Source organism: Streptomyces sp. NPDC050422 (assembly GCF_044458665.1).
Classification (GTDB): Bacteria; Actinomycetota; Actinomycetes; order Streptomycetales; family Streptomycetaceae; genus Streptomyces.
In genome coordinates this window covers 316,549-333,476 of sequence record NZ_JBITIE010000004.1, presented here as the reverse complement: position 1 = coordinate 333,476, position 16,928 = coordinate 316,549, and the positions used below count along the sequence as shown (strand labels likewise).

At 70.0% G+C, this 16,928-nt stretch carries 13 protein-coding genes; 6 read left to right on the top strand and 7 right to left on the bottom strand.

What is annotated here, in order from left to right:
• Positions 1-18 precede the first annotated feature (18 nt).
• The 3 genes from ACIBJG_RS07790 to ACIBJG_RS07780 all read right to left on the bottom strand — a co-directional run bounded on the left by ACIBJG_RS07790 (position 19) and on the right by ACIBJG_RS07780 (position 3,901).
• A complete protein-coding gene (locus ACIBJG_RS07790; RefSeq protein WP_399305219.1) occupies positions 19-1,125 on the bottom strand; it encodes a calcium:proton antiporter in 1,107 nt (368 codons plus the stop codon).
• A 128-nt stretch (positions 1,126-1,253) separates the two neighbouring features.
• On the bottom strand, positions 1,254-2,795 hold the full coding sequence (locus tag ACIBJG_RS07785) for an acyl-CoA synthetase (RefSeq protein ID WP_399305216.1): 1,542 nt from the start codon (positions 2,793-2,795) through the stop codon (positions 1,254-1,256).
• The gene (locus ACIBJG_RS07780) at positions 2,792-3,901 is read right to left on the bottom strand and encodes an NAD(P)H-dependent flavin oxidoreductase (protein ID WP_399305214.1); all 1,110 of its coding nucleotides are present in this window, start codon (positions 3,899-3,901) and stop codon (positions 2,792-2,794) included. The genes ACIBJG_RS07785 and ACIBJG_RS07780 overlap by 4 nt, the downstream gene beginning before the upstream one ends.
• A gap of 182 nt (positions 3,902-4,083) precedes the next feature.
• Between ACIBJG_RS07780 and ACIBJG_RS07775 the strand changes: the two genes are divergently transcribed.
• Positions 4,084-5,934 carry a serine hydrolase gene (locus tag ACIBJG_RS07775; RefSeq protein WP_399305211.1) on the top strand — a complete coding sequence of 617 codons (1,851 nt, stop codon included), beginning with the start codon at positions 4,084-4,086 and terminating at the stop codon, positions 5,932-5,934.
• A gap of 70 nt (positions 5,935-6,004) precedes the next feature.
• Here ACIBJG_RS07775 and ACIBJG_RS07770 read toward each other — a convergent pair whose 3' ends face one another.
• Both ACIBJG_RS07770 and ACIBJG_RS07765 read right to left on the bottom strand, forming a co-directional pair.
• Positions 6,005-8,362 (bottom strand): ABC transporter permease, encoded by a 2,358-nt coding sequence (locus ACIBJG_RS07770; RefSeq protein WP_399305208.1) that lies wholly within the window; start codon positions 8,360-8,362, stop codon positions 6,005-6,007.
• Positions 8,359-9,096 (bottom strand): ABC transporter ATP-binding protein, encoded by a 738-nt coding sequence (locus tag ACIBJG_RS07765; RefSeq protein WP_399305205.1) that lies wholly within the window; start codon positions 9,094-9,096, stop codon positions 8,359-8,361. The genes ACIBJG_RS07770 and ACIBJG_RS07765 overlap by 4 nt, the downstream gene beginning before the upstream one ends.
• Positions 9,097-9,311: 215 nt before the next feature.
• Here ACIBJG_RS07765 and ACIBJG_RS07760 point away from each other — a divergent pair, with 215 nt between their 5' ends.
• On the top strand, positions 9,312-10,601 hold the full coding sequence (locus tag ACIBJG_RS07760; RefSeq protein WP_399305408.1) for a sensor histidine kinase: 1,290 nt from the start codon (positions 9,312-9,314) through the stop codon (positions 10,599-10,601).
• Complete coding sequence (locus ACIBJG_RS07755; RefSeq protein WP_399305202.1) at positions 10,598-11,296, top strand: response regulator; 699 nt, start codon at positions 10,598-10,600, stop codon at positions 11,294-11,296. The genes ACIBJG_RS07760 and ACIBJG_RS07755 overlap by 4 nt, the downstream gene beginning before the upstream one ends.
• A gap of 191 nt (positions 11,297-11,487) precedes the next feature.
• On the opposite strand, the gene ACIBJG_RS07750 is transcribed toward ACIBJG_RS07755, so the two are convergent.
• Together ACIBJG_RS07750 and ACIBJG_RS07745 are read right to left on the bottom strand one after the other, a co-directional pair.
• Positions 11,488-11,925 carry a VOC family protein gene (locus ACIBJG_RS07750; protein WP_399305199.1) on the bottom strand — a complete coding sequence of 146 codons (438 nt, stop codon included), beginning with the start codon at positions 11,923-11,925 and terminating at the stop codon, positions 11,488-11,490.
• A 531-nt stretch (positions 11,926-12,456) separates the two neighbouring features.
• Entirely contained in the window at positions 12,457-13,539 is a 1,083-nt protein-coding gene (locus tag ACIBJG_RS07745; RefSeq protein ID WP_399305196.1) for a LacI family DNA-binding transcriptional regulator, read from the bottom strand.
• A 226-nt stretch (positions 13,540-13,765) separates the two neighbouring features.
• Here ACIBJG_RS07745 and ACIBJG_RS07740 point away from each other — a divergent pair, with 226 nt between their 5' ends.
• From ACIBJG_RS07740 to ACIBJG_RS07730, 3 genes are read left to right on the top strand one after another with little or no spacing between them, the layout of a single operon-like run.
• A complete protein-coding gene (locus tag ACIBJG_RS07740; protein ID WP_399305193.1) occupies positions 13,766-15,034 on the top strand; it encodes an ABC transporter substrate-binding protein in 1,269 nt (422 codons plus the stop codon).
• 9 nt (positions 15,035-15,043) lie between these two features.
• Positions 15,044-16,015 carry a carbohydrate ABC transporter permease gene (locus tag ACIBJG_RS07735; protein ID WP_399305190.1) on the top strand — a complete coding sequence of 324 codons (972 nt, stop codon included), beginning with the start codon at positions 15,044-15,046 and terminating at the stop codon, positions 16,013-16,015.
• Positions 16,002-16,925, top strand: a complete 924-nt coding sequence (locus tag ACIBJG_RS07730) for a carbohydrate ABC transporter permease (protein ID WP_399305187.1) — start codon at positions 16,002-16,004, stop codon at positions 16,923-16,925. The genes ACIBJG_RS07735 and ACIBJG_RS07730 overlap by 14 nt, the downstream gene beginning before the upstream one ends.
• Positions 16,926-16,928 lie beyond the last annotated feature (3 nt).

The following is a 16,928-nucleotide window of genomic DNA, read 5'->3' as shown; positions in this document are numbered from 1 at the left end:
CCGTACACGTACACCGGGTCAGGGGCTGATCGCGAGGAAGACGAACGCGGCGAAGATCGACAGGTGCACACCGCCCTGGAGCAGGGTGGCACGCCCCGGTACGACGGTCAGCGCGCCGACCACCACGGTCAGCGCGAGCAGCACCATATGGGTGGCGCTCAGCCCGAGGTGGAGCGGTCCGGACAGCCAGATCGAGGCGAGTGCGATGGCCGGGATCGTCAGGCCGATGCTGGCCATCGCCGAGCCGAGCGCCAGGTTGAGACTGGTCTGGATGCGTTCGCGGCGTGCCGCCCGTACGGCGGCCAGGGTCTCCGGGAGGAGCACCAGCAGCGCGATGACGACGCCGACGACGGCCTGCGGCATGCCGGCGGCCTCCACCCCGGACTCGATGGCCGGTGAGACGGCCTTCGCGTCGCCGACGACGGCGACCAGTGCCACCAGCAGCATGGTCAGGCTCAGCGCGGTGGCCCCCCTGCCCGGCAGCGCCGCCCGGTGCTCGTCCTGTTTGAGGTGTCCGTCCTGGGTGAGCGGGAGGAAGTACTCACGGTGTCTGACGGTCTGTACGGCGACGAACAGGCCGTACAGGAACAGGGAGGCGACAGCGGCGAAGGTGAGCTGGGCGGAGGAGAACTCGGGGCCCTCCTTGCCGATGGTGAACGTGGGCAGCACCAGGCTGAGCGTGGCCAGGGTCGCCACGGTGGCGAGGGCGGCGCCCGAGCCCTCCGCGTTGAAGACGACCACACGGGTCCGGACGGCCCCCACCAGCAGCGAGATGCCGACGATGCCGTTGCAGGTGATCATCACGGCCGCGAAGACGGTGTCCCGCGCGAGGGCGGACGTCTTGGGTCCGCCGTCCACCATGAGGGTGACGATGAGCGCCACCTCGATGACGGTCACGGCGACGGCCAGGACGAGTGAACCGAACGGCTCACCGACGCGGTGGGCGATCACCTCCGCGTGGTGCACGGCGGCCAGGACGGCGCCGGCGAGGCAGAGCGCGACCACTCCGACGGCGAACGGCGGGAGCTCACGCCCCCAGCTGAACACCAGCGCGAGCGCGGCGACCAGCGGCACGACCACGGTCCACCGGGTCGCCAGTGACCGGATCGTCGCGCTCGTGTTCATGGGCCATACGCTGCCAGAACCGGCCGGGGCCCGCTCGGCGGGCCGGGCCCGCCGAGCGGGTCAGGCGTGCCGAGGGGTCAGGCGTGCCGAGGGGTCAGGCGTGCCGAGGGGTCAGGCGTGCCGAGGGGTCAGGCGTGACCCTCCCAGTACGGTTCGCGCAGCCGCCGTTTGTACAGCTTGCCGTTGGGATCGCGGGGCATCGTCGCGATGAAGCCGAGCGTCTTGGGTCGTTTGTACCCGGCGAGCAGCGACTCGCAGTGTCCGAGGATCTCGGCGGCGAGTTCCTCACCCGCCTCGTGCCCCTCGGCGGCCTCGATGACGGCTCTGACCTCCTCGCCCCAGTCGGCGTGCGGGATGCCGAAGACGGCGGCGTCGGCGACCGCGGGGTGGCTGAGCAGGGCGCTCTCGATCTCGGCCGGGTAGATGTTCACCCCGCCGGAGATGATCATGTCGATCGTGCGGTCGCGGAGGAAGAGGTAGCCGTCCTCGTCCAGGACGCCGAGGTCGCCGACGGTGAAGAAGTCGCCGATGCGGTTCTTCCTCGTCTTGCTCTCGTCCTTGTGGTAACTGAAGCCGCCGGTCCGCATCTTCATGTAGACGGTGCCGAGCTCGCCCGGGCCGAGCCGGTTCCCGTCGTCGTCGAAGACCGCGAGTTCGCTGATCGGCCAGGCCCGGCCGACGGTACCCGGCTTCTTCAGCCAGTCGTCGGCGGTGGCGAAGGCGCCGCCTCCCTCGCTGGCCGCGTAGTACTCCTCGACGCAGCCGCCCCACCAGTCGATCATGGCCCGTTTGACGTGGTCCGGGCAGGGGGCCGCGCCGTGGATGGCGTGGCGCATCGCCGAGACGTCGTACGCCTGTTTCACCTCGTCGGGGAGGGCGAGCAGGCGGTGGAACTGGGTGGGGACCATGTGGGTGTGGGTGCAGCGGTGGGTGTCCATCGCCCGCAGCATCTCCTCGGGCGACCACTTGTCCATGAGGACGAGGGGGTGGCCGATGTGCAGGGCCGCTCCCGCGAACTGCAGCACGGCGGTGTGGTAGAGGGGCGAGCAGACCAGGTGGACGTTGCCGTCGAACGGCTTGATGCCGAAGATGCCGAGGAAGCCGCCGAGGTAGCTCTCCTCGGGGAGCTTTCCGGGCAGCGGACGGCGGATGCCGCGCGGGCGGCCTGTGGTGCCGGAGGTGTAGTTCATGACCCAGCCGAGCGTGCGCCCCTCGGGGGGCGACACCGGCCGGTTCTCCAGCAGTTCGGCGTACGGGCGGAAGCCGTCGACCGCGCCGACTCCGTAACGGTGGCTCGCGGGCAGTTTCGCCTCGTCGGCTGCGGCGGTCGCGGCCTCGGTGAAGCGTTCGTGGGCGATCAGCACCTTGGCGCCGGAGTCGGAGACGATCCAGGCGATCTCCGGCCCGACGAAGTGGTGGTTGACCGGGACGAGGTAGAACCCGGCCTGCGAGGCGGCGAGATAGGCGGTGAGGAACTCGACGCCGTTGGGCAGGACGACCGCGAACGCGTCGCCCTCTTCGAGGCCTGCGGCGCGCAGCCCGTGGACCATGCGGTTGGCCTCGGCGTGCAGCCGTCCCGCCGTCCACTCCTCGCCGTGGGGTGCGATCAGGACCATGCGGTCGGGGTCGGCGGCGGCCTGGGCCCAGAAGCCGTTGGGCGGCTGGCTCATGAGGCGCTCCGTCCGGCGATGCGGTTGATCCGGTCGATGGCTCGTTCGAAGCCGCTGGTCAGGTCGTCGAAGACGGCCTGCACGCTGCGTTCGGTGTTCATCCGGCCGACGATCTGGCCGACGGGCGTGCCGAGCAGTGCGCCCGTCTCGTACTTCTGGATACGGGAGACGGCCTCGGCCACCAGCAGCCCCTGCAGCGGCATGGGCAGCGTGCCGGGCCCCGACGGGTCGTCCCAGGCGTCGGTCCATTCGGTACGGAGCTGGCGCGCGGGTTTGCCGGTGAGGGCGCGCGAGCGGACCGTGTCGCCGGAGCCCGCGGCAAGAAGTTTGGCGGTCAGCGCCCGGGAGTGCATGTCGGCCTCCTCGGTGGTGAGCCAGAGGGAGCCCAGCCAGACGCCCTGGGCGCCCAGCGCAAGTCCCGCGGCGATCTGCTCACCGCTGCCGATGCCTCCGGCCGCGAGGACCGGGAGCGGCCCCACGGCGTCGACCACGTCCGGGACCAGGACCATGGACGCGATCTCCCCGGTGTGGCCCCCTGCTTCGTATCCCTGGGCGACGACGACGTCGATGCCCGCGTCCGCGTGGTGGCGGGCATGCCGGGCGCTGCCGGCGAGCGCGGCGACGAGGACGTCCTGGTCGTGGGCGCGGGCGACGACATCGGCAGGCGGTGAGCCCAGCGCGTTGGCGAGGAGCTTGATGGGGTAGTCGAACGCCACGTCGAGCTGGTTGCGGGCGACTTCCTCCATCCAGCCCGTGATGCGCCAGCCCGAGGCCTCGCCCTCGGCGAGTTCGGGGACGCCGTGTTTGGCGAGGGTCTCCTGGACGAACTGCCGGTGGCCTGGCGGGATCATCGCCTCCACATCGGCCTCGCTCACGCCCTCCACCTTCTTCGCGGGCATGACGACGTCGAGGCCGTAGGGCTTGCCGTCGGTGTGTTCCTGCATCCAGTCGAGGTCGCGTGCGAGGTCATCGGGGGCGGTGTAGCGGACCGCGCCGAGTACGCCGAATCCACCGGCCCGGGTGATGGCCGCGGCCACCGCCGGGAACGGCGTGAAGCCGAAGATGGCGTGCTCGATCCCCAGTTTTTGACTCAGCTCCGTCTCCATGGGCGGCAGGATGCCGCAGTCCGACAACCGAGGGAAGAGATTTTCTGATGCAGTGTCAGATTCTTTGTGACTCCGGGGGCCTACGGGACGGCGGAGGGTGACAGTACTCTCTGCTTCGGCAGGAAGTTTCAATCCCGGAAGAGATTTCGAAAGTTACTTTCACACATGGGAAGGGGTTCCGGATGACCGAGGACACGGCGGGCCGGGGCATCAGCCGGCGGAGGCTGGGCGGTGGGATGCTGGCCCTGGGCGGAGCACTCGCCCTGGCGCCCATCCCGTTCGCGGCGGCGGCGTCTGCCACGGAGTCGGGGGCGGGGTCGTCGGACATGGGAACAGGGACCGCCGAGGGGAGCCCCGCCGGCCGGGACAGGCCGACGCTGCGGCGAGGATCGGCCTCCCGTGCGGGGCTGTTGCAGGAGCCGCTCGACCGGCTCGTCACCGAGGCGGAGAGATACCTCGCCGACGTGCCCAAACACCCTTGGTACGCGGGCGCCGTGCTGCTCGCGGGGCGAGGCGGGACGGTGGCGCTGCACCGGCCGATCGGCAAGGCGGTGCGCTATGCGGCGTACGACGAGAAGACCGACACCGGCGTGGAGTTCCCGGCGGACCAGCAGATCCCCATGGCCGAGGACACGGTCTTCGACCTGGCGTCGGTGTCGAAGCTGTTCACATCGATCCTGGCCGTGCAGCAGATCGAGCGCGGCTCGCTGGAACTGGAGGCGACCGTCGCCTCGTACCTCCCCGACTTCGCCGGCGGCGGCAAGCAGGACATCACGATCCGTCAGCTGCTCACGCACACCTCGGGTTTCCGGGCCTGGATTCCGCTCTACAAGGCGCCCACCCGCGAGGGGAAGCTGGAGCTGATCTGGAACGAGGTACCGGCGAGCCCGCCCGGCACGGCCTACCTCTACTCCGACCTGAATCTGATCTCTCTCCAGCTGGTGCTGGAGAAGATCACCGGTCTGACCGAGGATGTACTGCTCCGCGAACGGATCACCGCTCCGCTCGGGATGCACCGCACTCGCTACAACCCACCGGCCTCCTGGAAGCCGAAGATCGCGGCGACCGAGGACGCCCGGCTCCCCTGGTCCGGGCTGGAGCGCGGACTGGTCTGGGGCGAGGTGCACGACGAGAACGCGTACAGCCTGGACGGTGTCGCGGGCCACGCCGGAGTCTTCTCCTGCGCCTGGGACCTGGCGATCCTCGCCCGCACCCTGCTCAACGGCGGGGTCTACGGCCGCGCGAGGATCCTCTCGGCCGCATCGGTGGACCTGCTGTTCACGGACTTCAACACCGCGTTCCCCGGCGACGAGCACGGCCTCGGCTTCGAGCTCTACCAGCACTGGTACATGGGCGCGATGGCCACTCCGCGCACGGCGGGCCACACCGGATTCACGGGCACCAGCCTCGTCCTCGACCCGACCACGGACTCGTTCCTGATCGTGCTGGGCAACTCGGTCCACCCGGTGCGTAGTTGGCGCTCCGGCAGCGCGCCACGCGTCGCCACCGCCAACCAGATGGCCCGGGCCGTCGCGGTCCGCCCGGCCCGGGGCCGTACGGCGTGGTTCTCCGGCCTGGCAAGCGCCTCGTCGGCCACCCTGGCGCTCCCGCCGCTCCCGCTCGCCTCCGCGCGGGCCCGGCTGAGCTGCGCGTTGTGGTGGGACACCGAGCCCAACTCCGACTTCCTCTTCCTGGAGGGGTCGGCGGACGGCGGAACGACCTGGCAACCGGTCCCCTTCACCACCGGTCCGGCCTCGCCGAAGGGGCAGCAGCAGCCCGAACCGCATCCGGCGGGCTCCGTGTCCGGCTGGTCGGGCCGGGTCTGGCACCGGCTGGAGGCGGACCTCGCGCAGTGGCGCGGTGAGGAGTTGCGGCTGCGCTGGCGGTACACCACGGATCAGCTGTACGTCGGCCGCGGGGTGTACGTGGACGCCATCAGGGTCGAGGACGGCGGACGAACGGTCTTCGACGAGGGCCGGCCGGGTGACGCCCGGCGCATCGAGGCGAACGGCTGGGCCGCTTCGGCGGACTGACCATCACCCCATGGGGGTGGCCGGGCCATCGGGGCCGGCCGCCCTCACGCGGGGTCCGCAGGCATGCCCCCTATTCGGTGCGCAGCGCTGTGGCCGTCCGGGACCCGGCGGCCCAGCCGGCCGGCAGGAGCGCGCCCAGGGCGGCGATGAGCAGGCCTCCGAATGCGAGCGGGAGCAGTTGGGCCACGTGGTAGACGGCGACGGCGGAACCGGGGAGCCGGAGCCCCACGCTGTCGCCCATGGCGGGCATGACCCAGCCGTGCAGCGCGACGCCGAGCGGTGCACCCAGCGCACCCGCGACCAGGCCGGTCACGACGACCGAGGTGAGAACCATGGCGACGGTCTGCCTCGGGGTCATGCCGAGGGCCTTGTGGATGCCGATCTCCCGGACGCGCTCGCGGGTGTCGAGCAGCACGCCGTTGAGTACGCCGAGCGCAGCGACGGCGACCAGCATCAGCGTGAGCATCGCGGACAGCGCGTCGAGTGTGACGGCCATGTCGCCGCCGGAACGGAGCCCGCCGGCCCGAGCGGTGGCCCCCAGCGGTGCCAGGTCCTCGTTCAGCGCGTTGACGTAGTCGGAGACGTCGGAGCCTGACGTGACCGCGATGTGGTGGCTGGATTCCGTCAGGTCGGGATGTGCGGCCGTGAGGGTCGAGGCATCGGTGAAGACCTGCATGCCGTCGTTCCGGGGGTCCAGGACCTCACCGACGATCCGGACCGCGACCGGCTCGGCCAGGCCGTTCAGAGTGACGGTGTCGCCGATGCGGGTGCCGGTGGCCGTCAGGAAGGGCGTCGGGACCACTGCCTCACCGGGCTTGTCGATCCAGCGGCCCGAAACCATCGTGTAACCGCCCCAGGAGGCGTCCGCGGAGAAGGCGATCACGTCGACGGTGCCCGTCAGGCCGGACAGCGTCGCCCGGACCGTCGCCGCGCTGTAGTACTTCCCGGTTCCGGCCGCGCCCTCGATGGCCGTGGCGACCGCGGCGGGATCGGCCTCGGGCCGCTTCTCCTGGCCGCGGCCTCCGGGGCCCTGGGGCCCGAAGTCCGGCAGCGGCGCGGGCACGACGACATCGGCCACGTCGTGGGCCTTGGCCTTCATCACCTCGCCGAGCGAGGCGCCCATCCCCACGGTGAACGTGACGGCGACCACGCCGAAGAGGATGGCGGCGCCCATGGCCAGCGCGCGGGCGGGCCGCGCGAAGGGCCGGACCAGGCCCAGCGCGACGGACTGCGGCAACGGCAGCCGGCCGGCGAACCGGACCGCCCACCGGCCACGGCCCGCCGAAGCGGTACGCCCGACGGCAAGCGCGTCGACCGTACGCAGCCGGCCGGCCCGCCAGGCACTCGCCCACGCGGTCGCCGCCACCAGGCCCAGCACCCCGGCGATCACCGTCAGGTCGACCCAGGGGGCGACGGTCAGGGCCGAGGAGCCGTAGGCCTCCTCGGCCTCGGCCAGGACCGGGACGGCGAGCAGATGACCGGCGAGGACACCGAGGGCCGTGCCGACGGCGGCCGGGGTGAGCGCCTGGCCGACGTAGGCCCGCACGACCTGGGCCGGGGTGAAGCCGACAGCCTTGAGGATGCCGATACGGCGCGTACCCGTACCGACGGCCGACGCGACGACGTTGCCGACGATGAGCACCGACATGATCAGGCCCAGCGCGCCGAACGCGGTGAGGAAGGGGACGTACAGGGCGGTATCGCGCTCGGCGGTCTTCCTGACCGTGAGCCACGACTGCTCACCGACGGCCGTTGCCGCCCGCAGGGATCGCGTCACCGCCTTGCCGCCGGCGGTGATCTGTGCCGCGGTGGCCGCGTCGGTGAAGCGGTAAAGCATCTGGTAGCCGCCGTTGCCGGGCGCGGTGAGCGCCGCCATCTGGGACGGAACCACCCAGGCGTCAGCGGTCCGCGTGACCGAGCGGGCCACACCGACCACCGTCAGCGCCGGACCGCCGGACAGGGCGGGGAAGCGGAGCTTCATCCCCAAGGCCGGGAAGAGCGAGGAGTCCGCGGACAGCACGGTCTCGCCGAGGCGCGTGGGCCAACGGCCTTCGAGCAGTGCCACCTTGTCCACGTCGTGGCCCGGATCGCCCCGGCCGGCCACGGTCATCGGCCAACCGGGCCCGGAGCTGTCCGATTCCGGGACGACCGTCGCCGTACGGAACGGCCCCGCAGCGTTGCGCACCCCTTCGGCGCCCTTGGACCTCGCCAGGTCCCCGGCTCTCACCTCGTCCGCGTCGAACTGCACGGACAGATGCGCGCCGTGCTGCTTCGCGAAGGCGTCGTCGAAGGGCGCGCCGGAGACCACGAGCAGGGATCCGGCGAGGACGGAGGCGGCCACCGCCATCATGGCGGCGAGCCCGATCACCAGCGTCTGCACCCGGCGTCGCCCCACCCCCGAGCGCACCACTGTGCCGAGCGCCCTCATCGAACGGTCTCCTGGGCGACGGTGTCCGAGGCGACCGCCTGCGGAGTGACGGCCCGAGACCGGACGTCTTCGGTGATCCGGCCGTCGGCGATCCGGACCGTTCGGTCCGTGCACGACCGGGCCAGGGCCAGGTCGTGGGTGACCACCACGATGGTCTGTCCGTCGGCGTTGAGGTCGGTGAGCAGGCTGCTGACGTCCTGCCCGGCCGCTGTGTCCAGGGCCCCCGTCGGCTCGTCGGCCAGGAGCAGCGCCGGCCGGTTCATCAACGCACGGGCCACCGCGACGCGCTGCCGCTCGCCGCCGGACAGCCGTCCCGGGTAGGAACGGGCGTGCCGGTCGATCCCGAGGGTTTCCAGGAGTTCCGCGGCCCTGCGGCCGGCCTCGCCGCGTGCCACGCCCGAAAGCCGCGCGGGCAGGAGGACGTTGTCGGTGACGGTCAGGTCGTCGAGCAGGTTGAAGAACTGGAAGACCATGCCGATCCTCGATCTCCGGTAGAGCGCCGACCCGGCCTCGCCCAGTTGGTCCACCCGCACCCCGTCCACGGTGACGGTCCCCGTATCGGGCCGGTCCAGGCCCGCGATCAGGTTGAGCAGTGTGGACTTGCCACTGCCGGAGGGGCCGAGGATCGCGACGGCCTCGCCGCGCTGCACGGTCAGCGACACCTCGTGCAGAGCGGGCGGGCCGTCGTCGTATCGGCGGCTCACGCCGCGCAGTTCGATCACCGGTGTGGTCATGAGGAGACTCCTTGGGTACGGACAGTTGGCTGCGTGAACGCTAGGAGCGGGCGCGGCCCGCACGCGTCGGCCACCCGAACCCCTTGTGGTACCGAGCGGGGAGGACTCCCGGAGACGTCATCCCTGCGATGTAGACAGGTGATGTATCCGGCGCGACGGGAATGGGCACCGTGGCGGATTCCGTGACTCCGCGCGGCAGCGACAATGAACCGGTGATGGACGTACGTACGACGCTGAAGCGGCTGCGGGAAGCCGCCCGCCGATCGCTCCGCGACGCCGGGCCTGCGTCCGGTCCCCCGCTGCGGCTCACCCGGCGCGCCTGGCAGTTCGACGTCCTGGTGGCACTGGCACTCGCCGTCACCACCGTCTACTACGGCATCGACAACTCCAAGAACGTCGTGGTGCGTGAGATCGCACCCGGCGTGGAGCACGTCGTGTCGCGCCCCAACGGCCCCGGCGGCCTGGCTTTCATGGTGACCCTCGCGGCCATCGCCTCGGGGGCCCTGGCACTGCGCCGCCGCTACCCGCTCGCCGTGCTGTGCGTCGTGACGGCCGCGACACTGGCGACACCGCAGAGCGTTCTGCGGCTGACCTTCTACGCGTTCGTCATCGCCGTCTACAGCGCCGCCGTGTACAGCCCGTCCCGGGTGGCGACCCTGGCGGCGCTGCCGGTGTCGGTCCTCCTGGTCGGCACCGCGGGGAACTCGGTGACGCCGATCGTCCCCAACGAGTACATCGCCCTGCTGATCCTGGTGCCGATGGCCGTGGCCGCCGTTGGTCTGCGTACGTGGAAACTCCGGACCGACGAGGGCCGCACCCGGCTCTCCGATCTGGAACGGGAACAGGCCGAGGCGCTGCGCAGGGCCGTCGAGCACGAGCGGGCCAGGATCGCGCGCGAACTGCACGACGTCGTCACGCACAACGTCAGCGTGATGATCATCCAGGCGGGCGCCGCCCGCACGATCATGGCCACCGCCCCGGAGGAGGCCGGCGAGGCGCTGCTCGCCGTCGAGGCGGGTGGGCGGGCGGCCATGACCGAGCTGCGCCACGTCATGGGGCTGCTCACCACGGACGGCGAGGAGGAAGGCGCGGACGAAGGTGCGGAACTGGTCCCGCAACCCGGGCTGGATCAGCTGGAAAAGCTGGTCGGACGGGTCCGGGACACCGGGCTGCCGGTCGGCCTGACCCTGACCGGCCCGCGCCGTCGGCTGCCGCCCGGCGTCGAACTCGCCGCCTTCCGCGTGGTCCAGGAGGCCCTGACCAACACGGTGAAGCACGCCTCCGGCTCGACCGCCGCCGTGACCGTCGAGTACGGCCCGGACCGGCTCAGGGTGGAAGTCACCGACACCGGTGGACGCCCGGGCGCGGAAGCGGGCACCGGGAACGGCCGGGGGCTGATCGGCCTGCGCGAGCGCCTCGCCGTCTACGACGGAACCCTGCACAGCGGCCGACGCCTGACCGACGGCTACCGTGTGGAGGCAATGATCCCCTTGGAGACCCCATGACCGAGCCGCTGCGTGTGCTCGTCGCCGACGACCAGACCCTGGTCCGCACCGGATTCCGGCTGATCCTCGGCGCCGCCGGCATCGACGTCGTCGCCGAGGCCACCAACGGAGCCGAGGCGGTCGAAGCGGTCCGCCGCACCTGTCCCGACGTGGTCCTGATGGATATCCGGATGCCCGAGATGGACGGCCTGGAGGCCACCCGGCGCATCCTCGACGACGCCCCAGGCGAACCCCGCGTCATCATCCTGACCACTTTCGACCTGGACCGGTACGTCTACGCGGCGCTGTCCGCCGGGGCCAGCGGCTTCCTCCTCAAGGACGTCACCCCCGAGTACCTGACGGCGGCCGTCCGCACAGTCCGTACCGGAGACGCGCTGCTGGCTCCGGCCATCACCCGTCGCCTCGTGCAGCGGTTCGCGCAGCGCGGCAGCGAGACCGCCGCCCTTCACCGCGACCTCGCCTCGCTGACCCCGCGCGAGCTGGAGGTCTTCGGTCTGCTGGCCCGAGGACTGAGCAACGCCGAACTCGCCGCCCGCCTTCATCTGGCCGAGACGACGGTCAAGACTCATGTGGCCCGCATCCTCGCCAAGCTCGGTCTCCGTGACCGCGTCCAGGCGGTCATCGTCGCCTATGAGACAGGGCTGGTCAGCATCGGCACGCGCGAGGCCGCCCCGGAGCTCACCGAGCAGTCCTAGGTCTGTCGTCACACTGCCGTCGTCGCCCGAAGGGCGGCCGTGCGGCGTCAGGTGCGTGCTCTCGGCGTGCCGGCCCCAGGCACCTGTAGTGGACGTACCGGGGTCCGGGGCCCGAGCGGCGAGAGTGCGTGCTCGGCGTCGCACGGCGGCAGTTTGACGACACGCCCTAGACCGGGAGGGGGTGCCGGTCCTCAGAGCAGGCAGAACTCGTTGCCCTCCGGGTCCGCCATCATGTAGTGATCAGGTCTGCCCTGGGCCTCGTACAGATCAACAACCCTCGCCCCAGCGGAAGTCAGCCTCGCCTTTGCCTCCAGTACGCGCGGCCACCGCACCTCCCAGGGAACTTCGCGCCCGCCGCCGGCCTGCACATCCACGTGCAGTCGGTTCTTCCCCGCCTTCGACTCGGGCACCTTCATGAAGGACAGGGCGGGCCCCTCGCCGTCCGGGTCCGACAGGTACGCACCGTCGTCCCATTCCTCCTCCGGGACGTCGTAGTGCGCGAACCACTCCTCCCAGCTGCCGAAGCCCTTCGGTGGCGGCTTCTGCGCGTAACCCAGGGCAAGCGCCCAGAACTCCGCCAGCTGCGCGGGGTGCGCGCAGTCGATCGTCAGACTCCATCGTGTCGACATGGGTCCCTCCGGCCGGAGCAGCCGGAACGTCGGCCGGCTGCGGGGAGACCGATCGTGTCACGCGAGGACACGGATATCTCCGGGCCCAGGTTCAAGATTCTTTTGGAGTCGAAATATTTCGAGCTCCCGCCTCGCCAGTTTCGATTCAAATGGCTTCCGGTTCACCGACGCGTGCACAGAAATGCCAGCTCAGGCGAGACATCTCCGAAAATGGCTCTGCGATGGCGACGGCATTCAACTCGACCGCCTCCACACAACATTCGGAATCCTTTCGTAGCCCTCGGAGGCGAATGTACCCATGCGTCCCATCCGTCATCACGACACGCCAGGAGTGACGTCTCATACATGCAGGTCACCTGCCTACGACGCACCAGAAGGCGGGTTCACTTCTTCGAAACACACGCGGGCGCGGGGCGCGACGGCGCCCCCGGGCATCCCGTCGGTCCTCGGCGCGAGGGCCCCGTCTCCGGGACGGGGCCCTCGCGTCGTCCGCGCACGGACCGGCACCGCACGCGTCGACGCGCCGGTGGTTCACCGGCGCGCAAAGGCCTCGTCCGGCGCCGCCACCTCCGCGGGGGCGGGCGCCGTCGACTCCCGGACCACCAGCCGTGGCCTGATCAGGAGCGAGCGCCCGGCGACCGGCGCCGAGTCGATGCGGGAACGCAACTGCTGGAACGTCTCAGCTGCCATCTCCGGCAGCGGCTGACGGACCGTGGTCAACGGCGGTTCGAACAGGTCGGCGAGCAGGATGTCGTCGAAGCCGACCACAGAGACGTCCTGCCCGGCGTTGCGGCCCGCGTCCTTGGCGCCCCGGCAGATCCCGATGGCGCACATGTCGTTGATGGCGACGAACGCGGTGGGCGGACGCGGGCCGCACAGCAGTTCACGGGCGGCCTTGCGTCCCAGCTCGGCCGCGTCCTTGTCGCCGAACTCGGTGGTTTCGGCGCCGGGCCACACGATCGCGTCGGCCGGGTCCAGGCCCGCCGACTCCAGGGCGGCCCGGAAGCCGCGCAGTCGCTCGCGGCGGTTGACGCTGTTGACCGAGCCGGAGACGAACGCCAGTCGGCGGTGGCCCAGTTCGAGCAGGTGACGGGTGGCGAGCTCGGCCCCCATCGCGTTGTCGACGCTGATGGAGGCGAGCGACGGCGGGTCGCCCGCCTGGGCGGTGCGGTCGAAGGCCACCATCTTCAGGCCGCGGCTGAGCAGCGGTGCCACATGGTCGAGGGAGGGCAGCGAAGAGCAGAGCACCACACCGCTCACCCCGTCGGCCAGTAGTTCCTCGCCGTACTTGAGCTCACGGGCCGGATCGCGCTCGCTGTTGCAGAGCAGTACGTGGTACCCCTCGGCGAGCGCGATGGCCTCCAGCTCCCGGGCGAGCGCACCCCAGAAGGGGTTGGCGACGGACGGCACGATCAGGCCGATGACCTTGATCCGGCCGGTGCGCAGCATGCGGGCCGCACGGTTGGGCCGGTAGCTGAGCTGCTCGATCACCTGCTCCACGCGGGCCAGGGTCGCCGCCTGCATACGGTCCGTACGCCCGTTGAGGACGTTCGACACGGTGCTGGCGGAGACACCCGCAGCCTCCGCGACCTGATGGATCGTTACCCCGCTCATGCCACCTCCGGTTCGGAATGTGTTCAGCCACACTAGTGTACCGATTTACTGAACCCCCTTCACCGGTACACCCGTTAACTTCCCGGAAAATTGTTGTGCATCAGCTGTTGACGCACCTCTCGGGGCGTTCCTAGTCTCAGTGCATCGATTTACCAGCGCTTCCCAGCCATGGCCGGGATGCCATCGCTGGATCGATCCACTGCCTCCACCTCAAAAGGGGTGCCCAATGGAACTCAAACGACGGTCGCTGCTCGCTGCCATCGGCGCCGGTACGGCCGCGGCCGCACTCTCCGGCTGCGGTACCGGCTCCACGGCCGCAGGCTCCGCCGATGGTCCCGCCGAGGGCGAGATCACCCTGCTCACCCCGATCTACGAGAACGCCAACGGCAAGACGCTGTTGGAGAAGGAGATCCTCGGCGGCTTCCGGAAGAAGTATCCGGACGTCAAGGTGAACGTGGACTACACCACGTACGCGCACCTCAACGAGAAGATCACCACGGGGATGGCCGGCGGCCTGCTGCCCGACGTGATGATGATGGGGGTCGGCTGGATCCCGCCGTTCGCAGCCAAGAAGGCGATCGCCCCGCTGCCCGAGAAGTTCGCCACCGCGCACGACTACGAGAAGCGGGTGCTGGAACCGTCGCGCTACGACGGCAAGCTGTACGCGCTGCCGGTGGTCCTCGACACCCGCATCGTCGTCTACCGCAAGGACCACTTCGCCGAGGCGGGGATCAAGAAGACCCCCGCCAACTGGGCCGAACTGCGGGCCGTGGCGAAGCAGCTGACGAAGGACGGCCGGATCGGCTTCGACCCGTTCTCCATCGACCTGCGCCAGTGCTGGGAGACCCTCCTGTTCGCCAACGGCGGTCAGCTGTTCAGCGCCGACGGCAAGAAGGTGCTGTTCACCGACAGCCGGGGAGTCGAGGCTCTGGAGTTCTTCAAGGACCTGATCAAGGACGGCTCCGCCGAGTACGCCAAGAAGACGGATCCCGGCGCACCGACGAACGTCCAGACGGGCAGGGCGTCGATGATGATGACGACCAGCGCCCTGTGGGAGCAGGTCCGCGAACAGAACCCGGAACTGCTGAAGGACGACACACTCGGCGCGTTCGTGCTGGCCAACCGCAAGCCGGCGATGCTCCAGGGCGGCACGCTCGTCACCCAGTCGGCGAGCTCCAAGCACCCCGCGGCGGCCCGTGCCCTGGTCGAGTACCTCGCTACCCCGGAGTCGATCCTGGGCGCCGCGAAGCAGCGCGGCTCGGTACCGGGGCTCAAGGACCTCAACGAATCCGGCTACGTGAAGGAGAACAAGTTCGTCGATCTCTCCCTCCAGAACATGGGCGCCGCCTGCTCCGAGGGCGGCACCCCGGCCTGGATGGAGATCCGCGAGAAGATCAAGCCGACGCTGGAGCCCGCGATCGTGGGCGGTCAGTCCGCGAAGGACGCCATCGCGGAACTCGGCCGTCTCGCCGAGGCCGCCATCGGCCGGATGTGAGGCGCCACTGTGGGAGCTGTATCCGTACTGAAGGCACGGCCCGCGCGGACGCCTTCCCTGCCTGACAACACCCGGCCCGCCAAGCGGCGGACCGGCAGGACCCCGACAGGTCCGGGGCGTCGCAGGCAACGGGCCGGCATGCTGATGGTGGCGCCCGCCCTGCTGCACGCCACCCTCTGGATCGGTCTGCCGGTCGTCGCCTCGGTCGTCCTGGCCTTCACGAAGTACGACGTGCTGACGCCGCCGCAGTTCGTGGGGCTGGACAACTTCAAGGAGATGCTGGACGACGCGGTGTTCCGCAAGTCCATCGTCAACACCGTCATCTACACCTTCTTCACCGTGCCGTTCGGCATGATGCTGGGGCTGCTGCTGGCGCTCGCCCTGCACACGGGCCTCAAGGCGCGCGGCATCTTCCGTACCGCGATCTTCCTGCCGCAGGTCACCGCCACGGTGGCGATCGCCCTGGTCTGGCTGTGGATCTACAACCCGAACAACGGGCTGCTCAACGCCCTGCTCTCGTCTCTCGGGATCGACGGTCCGGCCTGGCTCTCGTCGACCACCTGGGCGTTGCCCTCGGTGATCCTGGTCGGAGTCTGGCAGGGCATCGGCATGAAGATGCTCATCTACCTGGCCGCGCTCCAGTCCCTGCCGAGGGAGCTGTACGAAGCGGCGTCGGTGGACGGCGCGTCCAAGGCCCGGCAGTTCTTCTCGATCACGCTGCCGCTGCTGAAGCCCGCGACGTTCTTCGTGCTCATCACCTCGATGATCACCGCGTTCCAGGCGTTCGACCAGATCTACATCCTCACCGAGGGTGGGCCGGCCAACAGCACCACGATGATGACGTACGAGATCTACAAGTCCGCCTTCCGGGAGTTCCGCGTCGGCTACGCCAGCGCCCAGTCCCTGGTGCTGTTCGTCCTGCTGATGGGCTTCACCCTGGTAAACCGGCGGATCATGGGAGGCACCCGTGGCCACAACTGAGCTGCACAAGCCCGAGGTCGGGCACACATCCCGCCCCGTGGCGCAGCGGAAGCCCCTCTCCGTCGGCCGGATCGCGCTCTATGTGACGCTGTCCGTCATCTCCCTGCTGATGGTGGTGCCGTTCGTCTGGATGGTGCTGACATCCCTCAAGACACCGGTGGAGATCGCATCGCAGGACGCCGGACTGCTGCCGGAACACTGGGACTTCAGCAACTACAGCGAGGCGCTGACGGCCGCACCCTTCGCCACGTACGCCCGCAACAGCTTCATCATCGCGTTCAGCCACACCGTGCTCAATCTGCTGATCGCCTCGATGGCAGGGTACGCACTGGCCCGGATCAGATTCCGGGGCAGCGAGGTCATCTTCTACCTCTTCATCGCGGCCCTGATGATCCCCACGTACACCAAGGTGCTGCCCGAGTTCCTGATCGTCCGCTTCATGCCGCTGGCCGGCGGGAACGACCTGTTCGGTCAGGGCGGCAGCGGCTGGCTCGACACCTGGTGGGCGCTCATCGTGCCCGGTGCGGTCACCCCGTTCGCCGTCTTCCTCTTCCGGCAGTTCTATCTGGATCTTCCGGTGGAGCTGGAGGAGGCGGCCCGGCTGGACGGTCTGGGCGAGTTCCGTATCTACGCCCGGATCATGACGCCGCAGGTCAAGCCCGCGCTCATCACGGTGGCGCTGCTGACCTTCGAATCGTCCTGGAACAACTTCCTGTGGCCGCTGCTGGTGACCCGGACGGACAGTCTGCGGGTCATCCAGGTGGGGCTCTCCGTCTTCAAGACGGAGAACGGCCCCCAGTGGCACTTCCTGATGGCGGGCACCACGCTCGCCACCCTGCCCATGGTCGTTCTCTTCCTCATCGGCCAGCGCTACTTCGTGCAGGGCTTCGCCACCGCCGGTCTCAAGTGACCG

Excerpts from the sequence above, each read along its gene's own strand:
- ACIBJG_RS07790 (WP_399305219.1), bottom strand. The coding sequence starts at position 1,125 with ATGAACACGAGCGCGACGATCCGGTCACTGGCGACCCGGTGGACCGTG.
- ACIBJG_RS07785 (WP_399305216.1), bottom strand. The coding sequence starts at position 2,795 with ATGAGCCAGCCGCCCAACGGCTTCTGGGCCCAGGCCGCCGCCGACCCC.
- ACIBJG_RS07780 (WP_399305214.1), bottom strand. The coding sequence starts at position 3,901 with ATGGAGACGGAGCTGAGTCAAAAACTGGGGATCGAGCACGCCATCTTC.
- ACIBJG_RS07775 (WP_399305211.1), top strand. The coding sequence starts at position 4,084 with ATGACCGAGGACACGGCGGGCCGGGGCATCAGCCGGCGGAGGCTGGGC.
- ACIBJG_RS07770 (WP_399305208.1), bottom strand. The coding sequence starts at position 8,362 with ATGAGGGCGCTCGGCACAGTGGTGCGCTCGGGGGTGGGGCGACGCCGG.
- ACIBJG_RS07765 (WP_399305205.1), bottom strand. The coding sequence starts at position 9,096 with ATGACCACACCGGTGATCGAACTGCGCGGCGTGAGCCGCCGATACGAC.
- ACIBJG_RS07760 (WP_399305408.1), top strand. The coding sequence starts at position 9,312 with ATGGACGTACGTACGACGCTGAAGCGGCTGCGGGAAGCCGCCCGCCGA.
- ACIBJG_RS07755 (WP_399305202.1), top strand. The coding sequence starts at position 10,598 with ATGACCGAGCCGCTGCGTGTGCTCGTCGCCGACGACCAGACCCTGGTC.
- ACIBJG_RS07750 (WP_399305199.1), bottom strand. The coding sequence starts at position 11,925 with ATGTCGACACGATGGAGTCTGACGATCGACTGCGCGCACCCCGCGCAG.
- ACIBJG_RS07745 (WP_399305196.1), bottom strand. The coding sequence starts at position 13,539 with ATGAGCGGGGTAACGATCCATCAGGTCGCGGAGGCTGCGGGTGTCTCC.
- ACIBJG_RS07740 (WP_399305193.1), top strand. The coding sequence starts at position 13,766 with ATGGAACTCAAACGACGGTCGCTGCTCGCTGCCATCGGCGCCGGTACG.